Below are 22,364 nucleotides of genomic sequence, written 5' to 3' on the forward strand. Positions count from 1 at the left end.
CGGTAGTCCGTGAACAGTCCTGATAGCAGGTTAGGTGAGCATAACCTCAGCTGCTGTGACTTGGACCGCTGAAGTCGGATTGACCCTGTTGAGTTAGGCAATCCTTACCTTACTATGCGAGCGGTCGCGGCTCCGCTGAGCCGTTCCACACCTATGGGGAGGCACGGGCAGCTGTGTCGGGCAACAAGCGTTCTTCCGCACCTTCTTCTGCACCTTCTTCCGCCGCCTCGACCTCTGCGTCGACGGCGCGGACGGGCCCCGCGGAGGACTACTGGCGGGAACGGTTCGCCACACCGGCACCCGAGACCTCACTGCCGTTCGACCACCCGCATCCGGTGCGCCCGCGGGAGCCTCGGCCGCGTTCCGTCCGCACGGTCGCGCACGCCGGACCCGCCGACGAGCCCACCCTGCTGGCCGCCTTCGCCGCCCTGCTGCACCGCTACGGCGGCGGCACGGCCCAGGAACTGACGATCGCTCACGAAGGCCTGCCGCTGAAGCTGGTGGTGAACGGCGCCATGCCGTTCGCCGAGCTGCGCGACCACGTCACGGCCGCCCGCGCCCAGGCCACGGCCCACCGGCTGCCGACCGCCGAACTGCTACGGCTGCTCGCTCCCGAACCCGGCCGCGGCGGCGCCCTGTTGTGCGCCGTCGGCTTCGGCACCGCACCCTGGGACGGGGGCGGCCCCCTGGACCTCGCGCTCTCCGCCACCGACGGGCAGCTGCGCGCGGACTACGCCGCCGACCTCTTCGAACCCGGCACCGCCGACCGCATCCTCGGCCACTACGCCACGCTCCTCGCCGACGCCCTCGACCGTCCCGGCACCCCGCTCGCCGACCTCGAACTCCTCGGCGCCGACGAGCGGCGGCTGATCCTGGCCGACTGGAACGACACCGCGCACGACGTGCCCGCGCTCACCTGGCCGCGCATGTTCGCCGACCAGGTCGCCGCCCGCCCCGACGAAGTCGCCCTCATCCACGGGGACGTCCGCCTCACCTACGCCGAACTCGACGCCCGCGCCGCCCGGTTGGCACACGCCCTGGCCGCCAGGGGCGCCGGTCCCGAGCAGGTCGTGGCGCTCGCCGTACCCCGCTCCGCCGACATGATCGTCGCGGAGGTCGCCGTCCTGAAGACGGGCGCCGCCTACCTCCCCGTCGACACCGACTACCCGGCCGACCGCATCGCCTACATGCTCGACGACGCCCGCCCGGTCTGCCTCGTCACCACCGCCGACATGGTCCCCGACCTGCCGCCGGGCCCGGCGACGCTGGTCCTCGACGCCCCGGAGACCGTCGCCGAGCTGGCCGCCCACCCGGCCCACGATCCCGCCGCCGCCGACGAGTTGACGGTCGGGCACGCCGCGTACGTCATCTACACCTCCGGCTCCACCGGCCGCCCCAAGGGCGTGGTGCTCTCGCACGCCGGCGTCGCCAAGCTGGTCGCCACCCAGCGCGAGCGGTTCGGGATCGGCCCGCACAGCCGGGTCCTGCAGTTCGCCTCGCCCAGCTTCGACGTGGCCTTCTGGGACCTGTGCCTCGGCCTGCTCTCCGGCGGCCGGCTGGTCGTCGTACCCGCCGACCGCCGGGTGCCCGGCGCGCCGCTCGCCGACTACGCGAACGAGCACGGCATCACCTTCATGATCCTGCCGCCCGCCCTGCTCGCGGCCATGCCCGACGACGTGCAACTCCCGCCCGCCGCCACCCTGCTGGCCGGCACCGAGCGCGTCTCGCCGGAGCTGGTCGGCCGCTACGCGCGCGGCCGGAAGATGTTCAACGCCTACGGCCCCACCGAGGCCACCACCAACTCCACGCTCGGCCTGTGCGACCCGGACACCCCGGCCGGGACGATCGTGCCCATCGGCGTCCCCGACCCCGGCACCCGCGCCTACGTCCTCGACGACCGGCTGCGGCCGGTACCCGCGGGTGTGGTGGGGGAGTTGTACCTCGGCGGCGCCGGACTCGCCCGCGGCTACCTCGGCCGGCCCGCGCTGACCGCCGAGCGGTTCGTCGCCGACCCGTTCGGCGCGCCCGGCGAACGGCTCTACCGCACCGGCGACCTGGTCCGCTGGAGGTCCGACGGGCGCCTTGAGTTCCACGGCCGCGCCGACAGCCAGATCAAGATCCGTGGCTTCCGTGTCGAGCCCGGCGAGATCGAGTCGGTGCTGCGCGCCCACCCGGCCGTCGACCAGGCCGCCGTTGTGGTCCGCGAGGACCGCCCCGGCGACCGCCGCCTCGCCGCCTACGTCGTGCCCTCCCTGGACACCGTCACCGAGGCCGACGAGGCCGTGTCCGACTGGAAGGACCTGCACGAACTCCTCTACTCCGCCGCCGGATCCGACGGCTTCGAGGAGAACTTCGCGGGCTGGAACAGCATGTACGACGGCCTGCCCATCCCGCTCGCCGACCTGCGCGAGTGGCGGGACGCGACCGTCGCCCGGATCCGCGAACTGCGGCCCCGCCGGGTCCTGGAGATCGGCGTCGGCAGCGGCCTGCTGCTGTCCCGGATCGCCCCCGACTGCGCCGAGTACGTCGGCACCGACCTCTCCGAGGAGGCCGTACGCGCACTGCGCGCCCAGGTCGACGCCGTCCCCGAACTCTCCGGCCGGGTCACCCTGCACGCCCGCCCCGCACACGAGCTGACCGGCCTCCCCGAGGGCCACTTCGACACGATCGTCGTCAACTCCGTGGTCCAGTACTTCCCGGGCGCCGACTACCTCACCGGCGTCCTGCGTTCGGCCGCGCAACTGCTGGCGCCCGGCGGGTCGTTGTTCATCGGAGACGTACGGAATCTGCGGCTGCTGCGGACGCTGGCCGCCGCCGTCGAGTCGGGCCGGGCCCGCACCGGGTCCGCCGACGACAAGGAAGCCCTGCGCGCCGCCGTCGACCGGGCCGTGGCCTGGGAGGGCGAACTCCTCCTCGACCCGGACTACTTCGCGACCCTGGACGGCTTCACGGCGGACGTGCGGATCAAGCGGGGCGTCCACCACAACGAGCTGACCCGGTACCGGTACGACGTCGTCCTGCGACCCGGCACCGAACCGGCTCCGGATGCCTCGGTTCCGGAGGGCTCGGTCCCGGATGCCTCGGTTCCGGATGCCTCGGTTCCGGAGGGCTCGGTCCTGGATGCCTCGGTCCTGGACGCCCCGGCCTCGCTGCCCTGGTCCGCGCTCGGTACTTCCGACGCCCTCGCCGAGCGGCTCGCCGCCCCGGACCGCCCGGCCCGCCTCCGCGTCACCGGCATCCCCAACGCCCGCCTCGCCGCCGACCTGGCCGCGCTCGGCGCCCTCGACGACAGCAGCCGTACCGGCAGCGCCGGCGTCGACCCGGAAGCCCTGTACGAGACCGCCGCCCGGCACGGCTACCGGGCCGCCGTCACCTGGACCGCGGACGCGGAGGACGGCAGCCTCGACGCGGTGTTCGCGCGCGGCGCCGACACCCCGCTCGGCCCGCTGTACGTCCGCGGCCAGGTCCAGGCCCGCCGCCACGCCAACCGTCCCGCGCCCTTCCGTAACGTCACCGCGCTGATGGCCGGGCTGCGCGCGCACGCCGCCGAGTTCCTGCCCGAGTACATGGTCCCGGCCGCCCTCGTCCCGCTGGACCGGCTCCCCGTCACCCCCAGCGGCAAGCTCGACTCCGCCGCCCTGCCGGTCCCGGACTACGGCCTGCTCAGCTCGGGCCGGGCCCCGCGCACCGAACGCGAGCGCCTGCTGTGCGACCTGTATGCCCGCGCCCTGCGGGTGCCCTCGGTCACCGTCGACGACGACTTCTTCGCGCTCGGCGGGGACAGCATCGTCGCCATCCAGCTGCTCGTCCTGGCCCGCGCGGCCGGTCTGGAGCTGACCCCGCGGGACGTCTTCCGGCACCGCACGGTCGCCCAGCTCGCCGACGTCGCCCGCACCACCGACGGCGCCGCGGACCAGGCCGACGCCCCCTGGGACCCGCCGACCGCCGAGGAACTCACCGCGCTCCAGGGCGACGACCCGCTCACGGTCGCCGAGGTCCTGCCGCTCGGCCCGCTCCAGGAGGGCTTCTTCTTCCACGCCCTCGTGGACGGCGCCGAGCACGACGCCTACGTCGTCCAGCAGGTGCTCGAACTCACCGGACCCGTCGACGGCGGCCTCCTCCGGCAGGCCGCCCAGCGGCTCCTCGACCGGCACGCCCCGCTGCGGGCCTGCTTCCGGCAGCTCCCTGACGGCCGCCCGGCCCAGCTCGTCGCCACCGGCCTCGACGTGCCCTGGCGCGAGGTCGACCTCTCCGCCCAGGACCCCGCGGTCCGCGCGGGCCTTGCCGCGGCCGTCGCCGCCGACGAACGCGCCCGCCGCTTCGACCTCGCCCGGCCGCCGCTGCTGCGCTGCGCCCTGGTCCGTCTCGACCCCGACCGCAGCCGTCTCGTCCTGACCTTCCATCACATCGTGGCCGACGGCTGGTCACTGCCCGTCCTGCACCGCGAACTCCTCGCCCTTTACGGCGATCAGTCCGCCCCGCTTCCCGAAGCAGCCCCGTACCGCGGCTTCCTGGCCCGCGTCGCGTGCGCCGACCGGCAGGCCGCCCGGGACGCCTGGCGCACCGCCCTCGCCGGGATCGACGAGCCGACCCGCCTGGTCGGGGCCCCGGCCGCCGCCGGGCCGATCGAGCCCGCCCAGCTCCGCGTCGAACTGCCCGAGCGCACCACCGCCCGGCTCGCCGCCCGCGCCCGTGAGCACGGCGTCACCCTCGGCACGGTCGTCCAGACCGCCTGGGGCCTGCTGGTGGCCGGGCTGACCGGCCGCCAGGACGTGGTCTTCGGCACCACCGTCTCCGGCCGCGACGCCGCCGTGCCCGGCATCGAGTCCATGGTCGGCCTCTTCATCAACACCCTGCCCACCCGCCTGAGCTGGGCCCCCGCCGACACCCTCGGCGCGGTCCTGGAACGCCTCCAGCACGAGCAGAGCGCCCTCCTGGACCACCAGCACCTCGGCCTCGCCGAGATCCAGCGGGCCGCCGGGCACGCGGGCGACGGCGAACTCTTCGACACCCTGGTGGTGTTCGAGAACTACCCCGCCGAACCGCACCTCACCGACCCCACCGGCACGGTCCGGCTGGCCGGGCATGCCTTCCACGACGCCGTGCACTATCCGCTGGCGCTCATCGTCAAGCCCGGCCGCCGGCTCGACCTGCGCCTGAAGCACCACGCGAACCGGTTCTCCGGCGAGGCCGTGCGGCTGCTCGCCGACCGGCTCACCAAGGTCCTGGACGCCCTCGCCGAGGACACCGCCCGCCCGGTGGCCGCTCTCGACCTGCTCGTCGAGGGCGAGCACGTACACCTGGCGGGCGAGCAGCGCACCGTACCCGCGACCACCCTGCCCGCCGTCATCGCCGCGCGGACCGCCCGCACCCCGGACGCCACCGCCGTCGTGTACGAGGGCATCACCCTCACCTACGCCGAACTCGACGCCCGAGCGGAGGCGTTGGCCCGTCGCCTGCGCGCCCGGGGCGCCGGGCCCGAGCGGTTCGTCGCCGTCGCCGTGCCCCGCTCGGCCGAGCTGATGGTCGCCCTCCTCGGCGTGCTGAAGTCCGGCGCCGCCTACCTGCCGGTCGACCTCGACTACCCGGCCGACCGCATCGCGTACATGCTCACCGACTCCGGTGCCCGGACCGTCGTCACCACGGCACGGGACGCCGTACGCCTGCCGGACACGGCCGGGCTGGAGATCCTGTACGTCGAAGAAGACGAGCAGGTCGAGCAGGTCGAGGGGGGAGAGGAGGCCGAGCGGGTCGAGGAGGCCGAGGATGGCGAGGAGGACAAGGAGCCTCAGCACGTCCCGCGGTCCATGCCGCCCCTCACCCCCGACCACCCGGCCTACCTCATCTACACCTCCGGTTCCACCGGCCGCCCCAAGGGCGTCGTCGTCAGTCACCGCGCCATCGGCAACCGGCTGGCCTGGATGCAGGGCGCGTACGGACTCGCCGCGGACGACCGGGTGCTGCAGAAGACCCCGTCCAGTTTCGACGTCAGTGTCTGGGAGGTCTTCTGGGCGCTGCACGAGGGCGCCGCGGTCGTGCTCGCCGCGCCCGACGGGCACCGCGACCCCGCCTACCTGGCCCGGCTGATCGCGGCCGAGGGCGTGACGACGATGCACTTCGTGCCGTCGATGCTGGACGCGTTCCTCGCCGCCGAGGAGGTCACCGCCGATCCGGCGTGGGCGGGCAGCCTGCGCCGCGTCTTCAGCAGCGGCGAGGCCCTGTCCGGTGCGGCGGCCCGGCGCTGGCGCGACCTGACCGGCGTACCGCTGCACAACCTGTACGGCCCGACCGAGGCGGCCGTCGACGTCACGTACCACGCCTACGACGGGGCGCCCGGCACCACCGTGCCCATCGGCCGGCCCGTGTGGAACACCGGCCTGCGCGTCCTGGACACCTGCCTGCGCCCGGTGCCCGACGGGGTGCCCGGCGAGCTCTACCTGACCGGCGTCCAGCTGGCCCGCGGCTACCACCGGCGGCCCGCGCTCACCGCCGACCGCTTCGTGGCGGACCCGTATGCGACCGCCCCCGGCGCCCGCATGTACCGCACCGGCGACCTGGTGCGCCGCCGCCCCGACGGTACCGTCGACTACCTGGGCCGCACCGACCGGCAGGTCAAGCTGCGTGGCAACCGCATCGAACTCGGTGAGATCGAGGCCGCGTTGACCCGTCACCCGGCGGTCGCGCGCGGTGCCGTGGTCGTCCGCGACCAGCGCCTGGTCGCCTACGCGGTCCCGGCCACCGGTGCCGTCGCCGACCCCGCCGAACTGCGCGCCGCCCTCGCCGAGGCGCTGCCCGCACCGCTGGTTCCCGAGGCGTACGTCGTCCTCGCCGACCTCCCGCTCACCCCCAGCGGCAAGCTCGACCAGGCCGCACTGCCCGCCCCCGAGGCCGAACGCGCCGCCCGCCGCGAGCCCGCCGGGCCGCTGGAGCAGCAGCTCACCGAGATCTTCGCGGCCGTCCTCGGCATCGCCGGCATCGGCCCGGACGACGACTTCTTCCGGCTCGGCGGCGACAGCATCAGCTCCATCGGCGTCGCCAGCCGGGCCCGCGCGGCCGGCCTGGACCTCAGCCCGCGGGACGTCTTCACCCACCGCACGCCCGCCGCCCTCGCGGCCACCGCCGGTACGGCAACAGAAGCCGCGCCCTCCGCTGTCGCCTTCACCCTCACCGACGCCGAACACGCCCGGATCCGCGCCCTCGCCGCCCCGGCCGCCGTCGCCGACGTCTGGCCGCTCGCCCCCCTCCAGGAGGGCCTGTTCTTCCACTCGGCCTACGACCAGGGCGCGTTGGACGTCTACACCGTCCACGAGACCTTCGACTTCGCCACCGGCCTGGACCCGGCCCGGCTGCGCGCCGCCGCCCGCACGCTCCTGGACCGCAACCCGGGGCTGCGGGCCGGTTTCACCAGCGAAGGCCTCGACCAGCCCGTGCAGTTCATCGTCGAGACCCCGGAGACACCGGAGATCCCGCTCGACGAGGTCGACCTCTCCCACCTCCCGGCCGCCGAACAGGAGGTCCGGGTGCGGGAGTTGACCGAAGCCGAACGCAACCGCCGCTTCGACCTGTCCGCGCCCCCGCTGTTCCGGCTGCTCCTGCTGCGCCTCGGCGCCGGGCGCGGCGACCGCCTCGTCATCGGCCGGCACCTGATCCTCTGGGACGGCTGGTCGGCCTGGCTCTTCCTCGACGAACTGTTCGCCCTGTACGAGACCGGCGGCGACGCCTCCGCGCTGCCCGCCCCCGGCAACTACCGGGACTACCTGAGCTGGCTCGAACATCAGGACGACACCTCCGCCACCGCCGTCTGGCGCACCGCGCTGACCGGCCTGGAGGAGCCCACCCTGCTGGCCCCGACCGCCGCCGACGGCCTCGAACCGGTCATCCCCGACCAGCTCGACGTACGCCTCACCGCCGAACTCGGCGACCGGCTCCGGGAGACCGGCCGCGTCCACGGCCTCACCCTGAACACCCTGCTCAACGCGGCCTGGGGCCTCACCCTCGCGTCCGCCACCGGCCGCACCGACGTCGTGTTCGGCACCACCGTCGCCGGCCGGCCCAGCGAGGTCCCCGACGTCGAGAACATCATCGGCCTGTTCCTCAACACCGTCCCCACCCGGATCGCCTTCGACCCCGCCGAGCCGGTCCTCGGCCTGCTCCGCCGCATCCAGGGCGAACGCCTCGACCTGATGCCGTACGAGCACCTCAGCCTCGGCGTGCTCCAGGCCGAGACCGGGCACCGCAAGCTGTTCGACACGCTGTTCGTGCTGCGCAACAACGACACCGAGGACCGGCTGGCGGAGCTGCGCACCCGGCACGGCGCCACCGCCGTCGCCAACGTCGACGCCACCCACTACCCGGCCAACCTCGTCGTCACCCCCGGACAGCGGATCACGGTCACCCTCACCCACCGGCCCGACCTGGTCCCGGCCGACCGGGCCCGCGCCCTGCTCGACCGCTTCACCCTCCTGGTCGAGCGCCTCACCGCCGACCTCACGGCACCCGTGGGCTCCCTCGACCCGCTGCTGCCCGCCGAACACGCGGCGCTGCGCGAGGAGCGGGCGGCCGGCCGGGTCGAGGTCCCCGAGGAGACCATCGCCGACCTCCTCGCCGCCCAGGCCGCCCGCACCCCGGAGGCCAGGGCCCTCGTCCTCGGCGAGCGCGCGCTGACCTACGCCGAACTCGACGCGGCCGTCAACCGGACGGCCCGGCTGCTCATCGAGCGCGGCGCCGATCCCGAGCGGGTCGTCGCGCTGGGCCTGGGCCGCTCCCTCGACATGGTGGTCGCGCTCTTCGCCGTCCTGCGCACCGGCGCCGCCTACCTGCCCCTGGAACTGGACCACCCGGCCGACCGGCTCTCCCTGATGCTGGCCGACGCCCGCCCGCTGCTCCTGCTCTCCACCGCCGCCGTCTCCGCGACCCTCGACGGCGACGACCTGCCCCGCGTCCTGCTCGACGACCCGGCGGTCCGGGACGAACTGGCCGCCCTGCCCGACACCCCCGTCCGCCGCCGCTTCAGCCTCGAACACCCCGCCTACGTCATCTACACCTCCGGCTCCACCGGCCGCCCCAAGGGCGTCGTCACCCCCTACCGGGGCCTGACCAACATGCAGCTCAACCACCAGAAGGAGATCTTCGAACCCGCGATCGCCGCGGCGGGCGGCCGGCGGCTGCGGATCGCGCACACCGTGTCCTTCGCCTTCGACATGTCGTGGGAGGAGCTGCTCTGGCTGGTCGAGGGCCACGAAGTGCACGTCTGTGACGAGGAGTTGCGGCGCGACGCGGAGGCACTGGTCGCCTACTGCGAGCAGCACCGGATCGACGTCGTCAACGTCACGCCCACGTACGCCCGGCTGCTGATCGAGCAGGGCCTGCTGACCGGCCACGTCCCGCCGCTCGTCCTGCTCGGCGGCGAGGCGGTCCCGGAGACGGTGTGGGCGGCCCTGCGCGACACCGAGGGCACCTACGGCTACAACCTGTACGGGCCGACCGAGTACACCATCAACACCCTCGGCGGCGGCACCCTCGACTCCGACACCCCCACCGTCGGCAAGCCCATCCGCGGCACCCGCGCCCACCTCCTCGACGCCTGGCTGCGCCCGGTCCCCGACGGAGTCCCCGGCGAGCTGTACATCGCCGGCATCGGCCTGGCCCGCGGCTACCTCGACCGGCCCGGCCTGACCGCCGAGCGGTTCGTCGCCGACCCGTTCGGGGAGCCCGGCGAGCGCATGTACCGCACCGGCGACCTGGTGCGCCGTGCTCCCGACGGCAACCTCGACTTCCTCGGCCGCACCGACGACCAGGTCAAGATCCGCGGCTACCGCATCGAACCCGGTGAGATCGAGACCGCCCTCAGCCGCCACCCGCTGGTCTCCCAGGCCGCCGTCGTGGTCCGCGACGAACGCCTCGTCGGCTACGTCGTGCCCTCCGGCGCCGACCCCGCCGACCGCACCGCCGACCGCCTCGCCGCCGAGGCGGCGCAGGTGGGGGAGTGGCAGGAGATCTACTCCGACGAGTACGAGGAGATCGGCACCGCCGTCTTCACCGAGCAGTACAACGGCTGGGACAGCTCCTACGACGGCCGGCCCATCCCCTTCGAGCAGATGCACGAGTGGCGCGAGGCCACCGTCGACCGCATCCGCGCGCTGAACCCGCACCGCATCCTCGAAATCGGCGTGGGGTCGGGCCTGTTGCTGTCCCGGCTCGCCCCGGACGCGGAGGAGTACTGGGCGACCGACTTCGCCGCCCCCGTCATCCGCAAGATCGGCGCCGAACTGCGCGCCCGGGACCCGGAGCTGGCCGCCCGCGTCGAGCTGCGCTGCCGACCCGCCGACGATCTCAGCGGCCTGCCCGCCGGCCACTTCGACACGATCGTCATCAACTCCGTCATCCAGTACTTCCCGAGCATCGAGTACCTCACCGCCGTCATCGACGGCGCCATGGAGCTGCTCGCGCCCGGCGGGGCCCTGTTCGTCGGCGACGTCCGCAACCTGCGGCTGGCCCGCACCTTCCACACCGAGATCCAGCGCGCCCGGGGCACGGCGGAGGCCGACCTGGAGCGGGCGGTGGAGCGCGGGCTGCGCCTGGAGAAGGAACTCCTGGTCGACCCCGACTACTTCACCACCCTGGGCTACGGCGCCGACCTGCGCACCAAGCGCGGCCGCCACCACAACGAGCTGACCCGGCACCGCTACGACGTCGTCCTGTACGCCGGTGAGCCGGACATCCGTCTCGACGACGCGCCGACGGTCGAGTGGAGCACCGCCCACACCGTGGGCGAACTCGCCCGCGGCGGCTGGTCCTCCGCGGCCGTCGGCCAACTGCTCGACTCGCGCGCCCTGCTGACCGGGCGGGTCGATGACCGCCCGCGCGTCGAGCGGCCCGCCGCCCTGCGCGTGACCGGCATTCCGGACGGCCGCACCCGCGAGGACGGCGTCGACCCGGAGACCCTCCACGCGCTCGGCGCGGAGGCCGGGCACCGCGTCCTGACCACCTGGGCGGAGCGGACCGGCACCTACGACGCCGTCTTCCTCACCGAAGGGACCGCCGGACACCGGCTCACCGGCGGCCTGTTCCGCCCCGGCGGCGGCACCGCCCCCTACGCCAACGACCCCACCGCCGCCCGCGAGACCAGTGCCCTGGTCCGGCGGCTGCGCGAGGACCTCGGCCGGGAGCTGCCCGAGTACATGGTCCCGGCCGCCTTCGTCACCGTCGACGGCCTGCCCATGAACGCCAACGGCAAGCTGGACGTCCGCGCCCTGCCCGAGGCCGAGCCCGCCGTCGCCCTCGGCGGCGGCCGCGGCCCCCGCACCCCGCAGGAGGAGGTGCTCTGCCGCCTGTTCGCGGAGGTGCTCGGGCTCCCCGAGGCCGGTGCGGAGGACAACTTCTTCGACCTGGGCGGCCATTCGCTGCTCGCCACCCGGCTGGTCAGCCGCGCCCGCACCGAACTGGGCGCCGAACTCGCCATCCGCGACCTCTTCGAGGCCCCCACCCCGGCCAGGCTCGCCGCCCGCGTCGGCGCGGCGAGCCCCGCCCGGCCGCCCGTCACCCCGGTGACCGGCCGACCCGCCCGGATCCCGCTGTCCCCGGCCCAGCGCCGGCTGCTGCTCGTCGAACAGATCACCGGCAGCGGTGTCGCCTACAACTTCCCGCTGGTCTTCCGGCTGCGCGGCGACCTCGACACCGAGGCCCTGCGCGCCGCCCTGCGGGACGTGGCCGCCCGCCACGAGGCGCTGCGCACCGTGTTCCCGGCCCACGACGGCGAGCCGTACCAGCGGATCGTCCCCGCCGAGGAGGCTCACCCGGCCCTCACCGTCGCCGAGGCCACCGAGGCGGCGCTGCCCGCGCTGATCGAGGCGGCCCAGCGCCGTCCCTTCGACCTCACGACCGAACTCCCGCTGCGCTGCGAAGTGTTCCGAGTGGCCGACGACGACCACCTGGTGGCCGTCGTCCTGCACCACATCACCACCGACGAGTGGTCCGACCGGCCGTTCCTCGCCGACCTCGGCACCGCCTACGCGGCCCGCCGCGCGGGTACGGCCCCGGAGTGGGCGCCGCTGCCCGTGCAGTACGCCGACTACACCCTGTGGCAGCGCGACCTGCTCGCGACCAGCGGCGAGACCCAACTCGCCCACTGGCGGGACGCCTTGCGCGGCCTGCCCGACGAGCTGGCCCTGCCCGCCGACCGGCCCCGCCCCGCCGAACCGACCGGACGCGGCGGCAAGGTCCGCCTGGAGCTGCCGGCCGCCACCGCCCTCGCCATGCGCGATCTCACCACGGCCACCGGCACCAGCATGTTCATGCTGTTCCAGGCCGCCACCGCCGCCCTGCTGCAGCGGCTTGGCGCGGGCGACGACATCCCCCTCGGCGCGCCCATCGCGGGCCGGACGGACGAGGCGCTCGCCGAGCTGGTGGGCTTCTTCGTCAACACCCTGGTGCTGCGCACCGACCTGTCGGAGGACGGGCTGACGTTCCGTGAACTCCTGCGCCGGGTACGGGAGTCGTCGCTGTCCGCCTTCGAGTACCAGGACCTGCCCTTCGACCGGGTGGTGGAGGCCCTCAACCCGCCCCGGGTGGCCGGCCGCAACCCGCTCTTCCAGGTCATGCTCGGCTACCACCACCGGCCCGACGGCGACCCCGACGTGCTGGGCCTGGCCACCGAGTGGTTCGACATGGACACCGGCAGGGCCAAGTTCGACCTGCACTTCACGTACGTCGACGAGGCCGACCGCGTGGTCCTGCTCCTGGAGTACGCCACCGACCTCTTCGACCACGGCACCGCCGAGGCCCTGGCCGACCGCGCGGCCCGGCTCCTCGCGCACGCCGCCGCCGAACCGGACGCCCTGCTCGGGGACCTGGACCTCCTCGACGAGGACGAGCGGGCCCGCGTCCTCACCGGCTGGAACGACACCGCCCGGCCCGTCCCGGCTCTGACGCTCCCCGAGCTGTTCCGCGCCCAGGCGGCCCGTACCCCCGACGCCACCGCCCTCGTCTTCGAGGAGCAGCGGCTCACCTACGCCGAGCTGGACGCCCGGGTCGAGCACACCGCCCGGGTCCTGGCCGGGCTCGGCGCGGGCCCGGAACGGACCGTCGCCGTCGCCCTGCCGCGCTCGGTCGACCTCGTCGTCGCCCTCCTCGCCACCCACCGCGCCGGTGCCGCCTACCTGCCGCTGGACCCGGACTACCCGGCGGACCGGCTCGCCCTCATGGTCGAGGACGCCCGCCCGGTGTGCGTCGTCCGCGACGCCCTGCCCACCGGCCTGGAGGCGGCGCTCCCGGCGTCGTACGACCCCCGGCACCCGGCGTACGTCATCTACACCTCGGGCTCCACCGGCCGCCCCAAGGGCGTGGTCGTCTCGCACGCGGGCATCGCCAACCGGCTGCTGTGGATGCAGGACACCTACCGTCTCGGCGCCGACGACCGCGTCCTGCAGAAGACGCCGGCCGGCTTCGACGTGTCGGTGTGGGAGTTCTTCTGGCCGCTGATCACCGGCGCCACGCTGGTCGTCGCCCGACCCGAGGGCCACCGCGACCCCGCCTACCTGGCCGCGCTGATCCGCGAACAGGCCGTCACCACCGTCCACTTCGTCCCCTCGATGCTCCAGCTCTTCCTGGAGGAGCCGACGGCCGCCGACTGCACGGGCCTGCGCCGCGTGCTGTGCAGCGGCGAGGCGCTCCCGGCCGCCCTCACCCGCCGCTGCCACGAGGTGCTGGACGCCGGACTGCACAACCTCTACGGCCCCACCGAGGCGTCCGTCGACGTCACGGCGATCGAGATCGGACCCGGCGCGACGAGCGTGCCCGTCGGGCGCCCGGTCTGGAACACCCGCCTGTACGTCCTCGACGCCGGTCTGCGCCCGGTGCCGCCCGGGGTTCCGGGGGAGCTGTACCTGGCGGGCGTGCAGCTGGCGCGCGGCTATCTGGAGCGGCCCGGGCTGACCGCCGAGCGGTTCGTGGCCGACCCGTACGGTCCGGCGGGGACCCGCATGTACCGCACCGGAGACCTGGCCCGCTGGACGGCGGACGGCACGGTCGAGTACCTCGGCCGCACCGACGACCAGGTGAAGGTGCGCGGTTTCCGCGTCGAGCCCGGCGAGATCGAGGCCGTACTCGCCGCCCACCCGGCCATCGCACAGGCCACGGTCGCCGTGCACGGCCAGACGCTCGTCGCCTACGTCGTCCCCGCCACGGGCCCGGTGGTGGACGCGACGGCCCTGCGCGCGCACGCGGCCGCCGCACTCCCCGCCCACATGGTCCCGGCCGCCTACGTCACCCTCGACGCGCTGCCGCTCACCCCGAACGGCAAGCTCGACCGCAAGGCCCTGCCCGCCCCCGAGTTCACCGTCGGCACGGGCGACGGGGCCGCGCCGCGCGCCCCGCGCGCCCCGCGCGAGGAGATCCTCGCCGCCCTGTTCGCCGACGTCCTGGGCCGCGAACGGGTCGGCCCGGACGACGACTTCTTCACACTGGGCGGCCACTCGCTGCTCGCCATGCGCCTGGCCGGCCGCGCCCGCACCGCACTCGGCGCGGAACTGACGGTCCGCGACGTCTTCGAGGCACCGACGGTGGCCCTGCTCGCCGCCCGCACCGACACGTCTGCCACCGGGACACGTCCGGCGCTCGCCGTCCCGCGCCCGCGCCCCGAACTGCTGCCGCTGTCCTCGGCGCAGCGCCGGCTGTGGCTGCTCGCCCAGGTGGACGGCGCGAGCACGGCGTACAACCTGCCCTCGGCCTGGCGGCTGACCGGCCCCCTCGACCGGGACGCCCTCCAGGCCGCCCTGGACGACGTGGCCGCCCGGCACACCCCGCTGCGGACCGTCTTCCCGGCGGTCGACGGAGTCCCGTACCAGCGGATCCTGGCGGATGCGCAAGTCCCGCTGGAGACGGCCCCGTTCGCGGAACTCGCCGACCGGGCGGCGCACGTCTTCGACCTGGAACGCGAACTCCCGTTCCGCGCGACCCTGTTCGAGACCGGCCCCGGCGAGCACGTCCTGCTGCTGCTCCTCCACCACATCGCCACCGACGAGTGGTCCGACCGCCCGCTGCTCGCCGACCTCGCCACCGCCTACGCGGCCCGGACTGCGGGTCGGGCCCCCGACTGGAGCCCACTGCCAGCGAGTTACGCCGACTACACGCTCTGGCAGCGCGAACTGCTGGCCGCGGCCGAGCCGGAGCTGCTCGCCCACTGGACCGAGACGCTGCGCGGACTGCCCGCCGAGCTGAACCTGCCCACCGACCGGCCGCGCCCCGCCGAGCCCACCGGGCGCGGCGGCACCACCGGCTTCACCGTCCCGCCCGCCCTGGCCGGCGCCCTGCGCGGCCTGGCCCGCAGCCACGGCGTCAGCATGTTCATGGTGGCCCAGGCGGCGGTGGCCGCGCTGCTGCACCGGCTCGGCGCCGGGGACGACATCCCGCTCGGCGCCCCGGTGTCCGGGCGGTCCGACGAGGCACTCGAAGACCTGGTCGGGTTCTTCGTCAACTCCCTGGTCTTGCGCACCGACCTGACCGGCGACCCCACCTTCGGCGAGCTGCTCGCCCGGGTCCGGGACACCGACCTGGCCGCCTACGAGCACCAGGACCTGCCCTTCGAGCGGCTGGTGGAGACCCTCAACCCCGAACGCTCCCTGGCCCGGCATCCGTTGTTCCAGGTGATGGTCGTCCACCTCGCGGGACCGGGCGAGAGCCCCGTGCTGCCCGGCCTGACCGCCCGCCGCGAGACCGTCGGGCAGGACAGCGCCAAGTTCGACCTCAGCTTCGACTTCGTCGAGCGGGGCGAGCACATCGACGGCTGGATCGAGTACAGCGCCGACCTCTTCGACGCGCGGACCGCCGGACTCCTCGCCCGCCGCCTGGAGTCCCTGCTGGCCCAGGTCGCCGCCGACCCCGGCCGCCGCGTCGGCACCCTCGACGTGCTGCGCGACGACGAACGCGCCCTCGTCCTCACCGGCTGGAACGACACCGCCCGGCCCGTTCCGGACCTCACCCTCCCCGAACTGTTCCGCGCCCAGGTCGCCCGGACTCCCGCCGCCACGGCCCTCGTCTTCGAGGGCACCGCGCTCACCTACGCCGAACTCGACCAGCGCGTCGAGCGGCTCGCCCACACCCTCGCCGCGCACGGCGCCCGCGCCGAGACGACCGTCGCCGTCGCCCTGCCGCGCTCCGCCGCCCTCGTGGTGACCCTGCTCGCCGTGCACCGCGCGGGCGCCGCCTACCTGCCCCTCGACACCGGCTATCCCGCCGACCGACTGGCGTACACGCTCACCGACGCCCGCCCGGCCTGCCTGGTCACGGGGGAGGGCATCGCCGTTCCTGACACCGGCACGCCCCGCCTCACGGTGGCCGCCGACGGCACCCCGGACCACCCCGCCGACGCCCCGCTGCCCACCTCCTACGACCCCCGCCACCCCGCCTACGTCATCTACACCTCCGGCTCCACCGGCCGCCCCAAGGGCGTCACCGTCCCGCACGCGGGCATCGTCAACCGGCTGCTGTGGATGCAGGACACCTACCGCCTGGGCGCGGCCGACCGGGTGCTGCAGAAGACGCCGGCCGGCTTCGACGTGTCGGTGTGGGAGTTCTTCTGGCCGCTGGTCACCGGCGCGGGACTGGTGGTCGCCCGGCCCGAGGGCCACCAGGACCCGGCCTACCTGGCCGACCTCGTCCGGCGCGAGCGCGTCACCACGGCCCACTTCGTGCCGTCCATGCTGCGCGCCTTCCTCGACGAGCCCGCCGCCGCAGACTGCGCCGGCCTCCGCCAGGTGATGTGCAGCGGCGAGGCGCTGCCCGCACCGCTGGCCGCCCGGTTCCACCACGTCCTGCCGGACGTCCGCCTGCACAACCTCTACGGCCCGACCGAGGCGTCCGTCGACGTGACCGCGACCGAGACCGTCCCGGGTGCGACGAGTGTTCCCATCGGCCGCCCGGTGTGGAACACCCGCACCTATGTCCTCGACGCCGGTCTGCGCCCGGTGCCGCCCGGCGTCGCGGGGGAGCTGTATCTCGCGGGCGTGCAGCTCGCGCGCGGCTATCTCGGCCGCCCCGGGCTGACCGCCGAACGGTTCGTGGCCGACCCGTTCGGTCCGGCGGGGGCCCGCATGTACCGCACCGGCGACCTGGCCCGCTGGACGGCCGACGGGGAGCTGGAGTACCTCGGCCGCACCGACGACCAGGTCAAGCTGCGCGGTTTCCGCATCGAACTCGGCGAGATCGAGACCGTGCTCGCCGCCCACCCGGCCGTCGCGCATGCCACCGTGGTGATGCGGGACGAACGGCTCGTCGCGTACGCGGTGCCCACCGGCCCCGGCGCGGACTCCGCCGAACTGCGCGCCCACGCCGCTCGCTCGCTGCCCGACCACATGGTCCCGGCCGCCGTCATCACCCTCGACGCCCTCCCGCTCACCCCGAACGGCAAGCTGGACCGCCGGGCCCTGCCCGCCCCGGACTTCGCCGCCGAGGTGACCGACACCCGGCCGCGCACCCCGCTGGAGGAGACCCTGGGCGCCCTGGTCGCCGAGATCCTCGGCCTCGAACGGGTGGGTGTGGACGACGACTTCTTCGCCCTCGGCGGGGACAGCATCGTCGCCATGCAGCTGGTCGCCCGGGCCCGCGCCGCCGGGCTGGCGTTCAGCCCGCGCGACGTGTTCCGGCACAAGTCGGTGGCGGGGCTGGCCGCGGTCGCGACCACCGCCACGTCCGGGGACCGGGCCAGGGAAACCGCCCTCCTCGACCTCACCGACGCCGAACGCGCCGAGGTCGCCGCCCTGCCCGCCGGCACCGACGTGCTGCCCCTCTCCCCGCTCCAGGCCGGACTCCTCTTCCACGCGGCCCTGGACTCCGGAGACGACGGCCCGGACGTCTACACCGTCCAGATCACCTACGACCTCGAAGGCCCCGTCGACGCCGACCGGCTGCGCGCCGCCGCACAGGACCTGCTCGACGCCCACGAGAACCTGCGCAGCGGCTTCCGCTACCTGTCCTCCGGACGCCCGGTGGCCGTCGTACCGCGCACCGCCGTGCTGCCCTGGCGGCAGCTCGACGCCGCTGATGGCGACGAGGCGGCCTGGACCCGGCTGCTCGGGCAGGAGCGGCGGCGCTTCGACCCCGAACACCCGCCGCTGCTGCGCCTGTTGCTGGCCCGCACCGGCCCGGACCGGCACCGCCTGGTCCTCTCGCACCAGCACCTGCTCCTCGACGGCTGGTCGCTGCCGCTGCTCACCGCCGAGCTGTGGGCACGCTACGAGGGCCGCACCCCGGCCCCGCCGGCCCCCTACCGGGAGCACCTGCGGCTGCTGGCCGCCCAGGACCCGGCCGTCTCCGCCGCCGCCTGGACCGAGGCGCTCACCGGCCTCGCCGAACCCACCCGGCTCGCGCCCGCCGACCCCGACCGGGCCGCCGCCGTCCCGCACACCCACACCGTGGAACTGGACGCCGACCGCACCGCGGAGCTGGAGGCGTTCGCCCGGCGCGCGGGCGTCACCGTCAACACCCTCGTGCAGGCGGCCTGGGGCGTGCTCCTCGGCCGCCTCACCGGACGTGACGACGTGGTGTTCGGCGCCACCGTCGCGGGCCGCTCGCCCGAACTCACCGGCGCCGAGGCGATGATCGGCCTCTTCATCAACACGATCCCGGTCCGGGTGCGGATCCGCCCCGACGAGAGCACGGCCGCCCTCCTGGAACGGGTCCAGGACGAGCAGTCCCGGCTCATCGCCCACCAGCACCTCGGCCTCGCCGACATCCAGCGCACCGCCGGACTCGGCGAACTCTTCGACACCCTCGTGGTGTTCGAGTCGTACCCGGTCGCTGAGCCCGACGAGGACACGGGTGACGCGCCGCGCGCCACGGTCCGCGCGCACGCGGACTCCACCCACTACCCCCTCGCCTGGGCGGTCGAGCCCGCCGAACGGCTGCGGGTGACCGCCGAGTTCCGCCCCGACCTGTTCGAGGCGGCCACCGTGCGGCGGATCACGGACGCCCTGACCGGCCTGCTGACCGGCATGGCCGCCGACCCGGGCCGCCCCGTCGGCCGCCTCGACCTGCTCGGCTCCGCCGACCGGTACACCGTCCTGGAGACCTGGAACGACACCGCCCTCCCGGCCGCCGAACGCCTCGGCACGGTACCGGCGCTGTTCGCCGCCCAGGCCGCCGCCACCCCGGACGCGGTCGCCGTCACCGACGGCCGCACCACCTGGACCTTCGCCGAACTCGAAGCCCGGAGCGCTGAGTTGGCCCGCGTCCTGGCCGGGCACGGCGCCGGGCCCGAGCGGATCGTGGCCCTCGCCCTGCCCCGCACCGCCGACCACATCGCCGCGATCCTCGCCGTGATGAAGGCGGGCGCCGCCTATCTGCCCCTCGACCCCGACCTGCCAGAGGCCCGCCTCACCGCCATGCTCGCCGACGCCCGCCCGGTGCTCGTCCTGGCCACCACCGGGACCGCCGCGAGCCTGCCCGCCACCGAGACCCCCGTCCTGCTCCTCGACGCCCCGAAGGACGCCCCGAAGGACGGCCCGCCGGACGACCTCCCGCAGGCCGATCCCACCGCCCCCGGCCCCGACCACCCCGCCTACGTCATCTACACCTCCGGCTCCACCGGCCGCCCCAAGGGCGTCGTCGTCACCCAGCGCGGCGTCGCCAACCTCTTCCACAGCCACCGCCACGACCTGCACGACCTCGCCAAGGCCCGCACCGGGCGGCGCCGGCTGCGGGTCGGGCACGCCTGGTCGTTCTCCTTCGACGCCTCCTGGCAGCCGCAGCTCTGGCTCCTCGACGGACACGCCCTGCACATCGCCGACGACGACACCCGCCGCGACCCCGAACTCCTCGCCGCGTTCATCCGCGACCGGGGCATCGACTTCATCGAGGTCACCCCGTCCCTGCTCGCCCGGATGGCCGACAGCGGCCTGATCGGGCCCGGCGGCGACTGCCCGCTCGCGATGGTCGGCTTCGGCGGCGAAGCCGTGCCCGAGTCGCTGTGGCAGCGGCTCGCCGCGCTCCCCGACACCGAGGCGGTCAACCTGTACGGCCCCACCGAGGCCACCGTCGACGCCCTCGTCGGCCGGGTACGCGACAGCGCCCGCCCGGTCGTCGGCCGCCCCGTCCACCACTCCCGCGCCTACGTCCTGGACACCGCCCTGCGCCCGGTCCCGCCCGGCGTCACCGGCGAGCTGTACCTGTCCGGACCGGGCCTGGCCCGCGGCTACCTCGGCCGGCCCGGCCTCACCGCCGAACGCTTCGTCGCCGACCCCTTCGGACTGCCGGGGGAGCGGATGTACCGCACCGGCGACCTGGCCCGCTGGACCGAGGACGGACTGCTCGAATTCGCCGGCCGCACCGACGACCAGGTGAAGATCCGCGGTTACCGGGTCGAACTCGCGGAGATCGAGGCCGCGTTGGACACCCACCCGGCGGTCGCGCAGAGCGTCGTCGTGACCCGCGAACACCGGCCCGGAGTACGGCAGTTGATCGCCTACGCGGTCTCGGACCAGGTCGGCGGAGGGGAGTTGCGCGCCCACGCCGCCGCCCGCCTGCCCGAGTACATGGTCCCGGCCGCCGTGGTCGTCCTGGAGCGGCTGCCGCTGCTCTCCAACGGCAAGCTCGACCGGGCCGCCCTGCCCGCCCCGGACTTCACCGCCGCGGGCGGCGGGCGGGCCCCGGAGAACGACACCGAGCGCGCCCTGCGCGACCTGTTCGCGGACGCCCTCGGGCTGCCCGCCGAGGCGATCGGCACGGACGACGACTTCTTCGCCTTCGGCGGGGACAGCATCGTCGCCATGCAACTCGTCGCCCGCGCCCGCTCGGGCGGCCTGCGGGTCACCCCGCGCCAGATCCTCCAGCACCGCACGGTCGCCGCCCTGGCCGCCGTCGCCGTCCCGCTGGGCGCGGGCGACCGGCGGGCCGCGCACGACGACGGCACCGGCACCGTCCCGCTCACCCCGATCATGCGCGCCCTGCTCGACCGCGGCGGCCCCGTCGCCGCCTACCACCAGGCGGCCCTGCTGCGCACCCCGTCGGACCTCACCGAACCCGGCCTGCTGACCGTGCTAGGGGCGCTCGCCGCCCGGCACGACATGCTCCGGGCCCGGCTGGTCCGCACCCCGGAGGCCGCGCTCTCGGTGCCCGCTGCGGCCGACACCGACGTACGGACCTGGCTCACCCGGGTCGACATACGGGAGGCCGCCGCGGACGAGAGCGCGCTGCGGGACGCCGTCGCCCGCCACGCGCCGACGGCCCTGGCGGAGCTCGACCCCGAGGCCGGGGCGATGGTGCGGGCGGTCTGGTTCGACGCCGGACCGGACCACCCCGGGCGGCTGCTGCTCCTCGTCCACCACCTGGTGGTCGACGGCGTCTCCTGGCGCGTACTGCTGCCCGACCTGGCCACCGCCTGGGCGGCCGTCCGCGGCGGCCGTACCCTCGAACTGGCGCCGGTGGAGCTGTCGTTCGCCCGCTGGTCACGACTGCTGGGCGCCCGGGCCTGCGAACCGGCCGCCGAGGACGAGCTGCCCTGGTGGACCTCCGTCCTCGCCGAGGGCGCCGAGCTGCCGCTGCCCCGCCCGCTCGACCCGGCCCGGGACACCGTCGCCACGACCCGCTACCTGTCCCTCTCCCTGCCCGCCGCCGTCACCGGCCCCCTGCTCAGCCGGGTCCCGGCCGCCTTCGGGGCGAGCGTCAACGACGTCCTGCTCACCGCGTTCGCCCTGGCCGTCGGCGACTGGCGGGCCCGGACCCTGGGCGCCGAGCAAGCCGGCGGTCCGGTCCTGGTCGACCTGGAAGGCCACGGCCGCGAGGAGGAACTCGCGGGCGACGCCGACCTGTCCCGCACGGTCGGCTGGTTCACCAGTGTCGTCCCGGTACGGCTCGACCCCGGTGCGTCCGGCGCGGAGGCCCTCGGCGGCGGACCCGCCCTCGACGCGGCCGTGGCCCGGATCCGCGACCACCTCACCGCCCTCCCGGCGGCCGGCATCGGCCACGGCCTGCTGCGCCGGCTCAACCCCGCGACCGGCCCGCTCCTCGCCGAACTCGCCGAACCGCAGATCGAGTTCAACTACATGGGCCGCTTCGACCGCCCCGCGGCCGCCGACTGGTCCTACGCCGCCGAGGAGGACGCCGCCGACCTCGACGCCGACGCCGGCATGCCGATGTCGCACGCGCTCACCCTCAACGCCCTCACCGAGGACCGCCCCGAAGGACCGGAACTCACCGCCCACTGGGCGTACGCGGCCGGACTCCTCACCGAGGACGCGGTACGGGAGCTGGCCGGGACCTGGTTCCGGGCGCTGACGGCGCTGGTGGCACGCGCGGCCGAACTGAACTGAACTGCCCGGCCGCCCCGGCCGAGCAGACCGAGCAGACCGAGCAGACCGAGCAGACCGAACAGA

Annotated in this window: 1 protein-coding gene; it reads left to right on the plus strand. The window is 75.0% G+C overall.

Going from position 1 to position 22,364, the window contains the following annotated elements:
• Positions 1-173 precede the first annotated feature (173 nt).
• Entirely contained in the window at positions 174-22,301 is a 22,128-nt protein-coding gene (locus ACFZB3_RS35795) for a non-ribosomal peptide synthase/polyketide synthase (protein WP_391383146.1), read from the plus strand.
• Positions 22,302-22,364 lie beyond the last annotated feature (63 nt).

It is taken from the genome of Streptomyces sp. NPDC008092 (genome assembly GCF_042957285.1).
In the GTDB taxonomy this organism is placed as follows: domain Bacteria; phylum Actinomycetota; class Actinomycetes; order Streptomycetales; family Streptomycetaceae; genus Streptomyces.